The organism is Synechocystis sp. LEGE 06083 (assembly GCF_015207725.1).
GTDB lineage: Bacteria > Cyanobacteriota > Cyanobacteriia > Cyanobacteriales > Microcystaceae > Synechocystis > Synechocystis salina.
Window position 1 is genome coordinate 1 of the sequence record NZ_JADEWJ010000378.1, and the last position, 2768, is coordinate 2768.

Annotated in this window: 1 protein-coding gene; it reads right to left on the reverse strand. The window is 46.4% G+C overall.

All coding sequences use genetic code 11. The annotated features are described in order from the left end of the window. Positions 1 to 247: 247 nt before the first annotated feature. The gene (locus IQ219_RS18770) at positions 248 to 2500 is read right to left on the reverse strand and encodes an ATP-binding protein (protein WP_194073616.1); all 2253 of its coding nucleotides are present in this window, start codon (positions 2498 to 2500) and stop codon (positions 248 to 250) included. Positions 2501 to 2768: the final 268 nt, after the last annotated feature.

Here is a 2768-nt window from a genome sequence, read left to right on the forward strand (position 1 = left end):
GCCCTAGGCCATCGCTATCTTGCCAACGAATAACACCGAAGATGGAATCCCCCGTTAGTAGTTTGACTTCCACCGGGGTTTGATCCTTGATCAAAAGCTGTACTTGGCGGACACTGGGTAATCCGCTATCAAATTTACTCATCGGTTTTCCTGCAACTCCCCTCAATCTTAATATGTTACCGGTATTTCGAGGATAGAAACCCCAAAAAACATCTGCCCACAGTCAAAGTATTAACCATCAACAAATTTAGCGGAGAGGTTCCTGTTGGATGCTCTGCACCCGTTGCAAAAGTAATTCGGGCTGGAGAGGTTTAAGCAAGTAATCATCAATGCCCTTTTGGGACAACGCTTGCCACTCCGCTGAGGATAGGGACTCACTCAACAAAAAAACTGTAACTTTACTAATGCGCCGGGACTTTTTAATTCCCCTGGTTACTTCCGTGACATCGGCAAAATCCCCATCCACAATAATCAAACCCGGTTGTAACAGTTCTACCTGTTGCAGGGCATTGGTAGTATCAATTAACCAGATGACTTGGTAGTTAGCCACAGTCAATAATTCACAAATCAGTGTGGCAATTTCCTCATCCTGTTCAATGACGATCACACTGGAATTAAAGGGCATAACCGCATCCAACTTATCCTGGACTGGTCCCTTGGTGGCTAGGGGTAAACTCTGTTGGGGAATTATGGAGGTGAAAATTGTCCCCTGTCCTGGGCTGGATTCGACTTCAATGTAACCGCCATGGAGCTCCACCAACTGTTTGGTTAAAGCGAGACCCACCCCACCGGTTTCATAAAAGCTAGTGTAGCTGTCTCCAACTACCTTAAAGGCTTCAAACAACACCGGCAACTGTTGTTCATTGATGCCAATGCCTGTATCCTCCACCTGAAAAATAGCCTGGTTCTTTTCTTTCCAAATGCGGAGGATAACTGTGCCTTCTGCCGGGGTAAATTTCAGTGCATTGTTGAGTAATTGGGTCAGAATTTGATCGAGCCTTTCCTGGTCAGCGCAAAATTGATCCTGGCCTAAATTAATCTGGTAGTCTAGCTCTAAATTGATTTGTTGCTTAACCGCTACCCCCATTAGGGAATGGATCACGGTCTGGGCTAGGGTGTGTAGGGAAAAGGATTGAATGTTGAGGGCTGTTTGACCAGATTCAAGCTGGGAAAGTTGGATAATGTTATTAATCTGATTCAACAGTTTTTTGCCATTTTCTTGGATATTCAGCAGGTAATATTGTTGCTTGGCCGGTGGCAAAGAGGTGGGATGGTCAAACCACCTCAATAGGGTGCCAGAAAGACCAATAATACTAGTTAATGGAGTACGTAATTCGTGGGAAATATTATTAATAAATTGACTTTTAAGGAGGTTGGCAGCCTGGGCCGCCATGAGCGTATCCCGCAATTCCTTGGTCCGTTCAATTACCCGTTTTTCAAAGTTATTTTTCTGATTTTGCACTTCACTGTACAGTAGGGACTGAACGATCGCCACGGCTAGGTGTTCACCAATTTGACCCAAAAAATTCTTTTCGCTATCTAACCATTGCCGGGGATGGTGACACTGGTGAGCAATCAACAAACCCCAAAGCTGCTCTTCAACGATAATGGGAGCCACTAATTTAGCCCGTACTTGATAGCGTTGCAGCAGTCCGACTAAACAGTAGGAAGAAGAGTAGTGGTTTTCAATGTCATTGACTGCCACCACAGCGCCCTTGAGGTATTTTTGTTCGTAACTGAGGACTTGGGAAAAACAATCATTTTCAGTCATGATTCCCAGCATGGTGTCAATTTCTGGCGATCGCCGTGCTTCGTAGGTTACTTCTCCATATTGCTGGCGGGGCTTAGGAGTTGACGTGGGCTCTTCCCCCACTGAAGCAAGGGATGGCTGATGGTAATGGAATTGGTAAATAACTAGGCGATCCACAAAGAGAAATTTCTGCACCGCCGTCACGGCCTTATTGAGAATTTCCGCCAAGTCTAAGCTTTGACGAATTTGGGCAATGACTTGGCTGAGCACCTTTACCTGGCTGGCCTGCAGGCTGTCCTGGAGGGAAGGCTCTGGGGAAAAGCTGGTGCTGTCACTGTTAAGAATTTCCAGTAGACCCAGGGTCAATTGTTCGGCGATGCTGGGACCAGACTGTTCCTCTGGCCGGTGGGGCATAGCCTCTGCTACGACGGGCAAATTTTGCTTGTCGATAAAATCTTCGATGATGCCCTGGGCAAAGGTGATCGACACCGCATAATGATGGGGAGAAATTTGTTCTCCTTCCAATAAAGCCCATTGCCCTGGACTAACGAGGAGTGCAAAACGGTGGTCGACCTCGGCATCAAGCACCGATGGTCCAGGGGAAGGTTTCAAACTGCTGGGTAAATCCCCCACAAAACACTGCACCCCATCCCCTGTTTGTTGGGCCATGGTACGCCAAAAACGGAGCAAGCGTTCAAAGGTGACAACAGGTAAAAGTCGACGGAAAATGGGGGAAAAAGCAGGTAGCATGCCGAATTGAACGTAGACTGGGCAGCGGCATTCAAGGACCAAGCCCCATGGATTTCTTTTTCTATCATGCCTAGGTTTTTGCCTAACTCGTCAAAATCTAAGTATTTTTAAAGATCTAAGGTTTTTTTAAGAAAATTATTTTGCTAGTCCCTGCTAGTTCATAGATTTATTTCCATATATTTTCAACTATTATGCATCGCCTTGCTAGTCTTCCCGGTGGCTGGACCCCGGCCATGGAAGGGGTTATTGTCATTGAGCAAACTCCGGC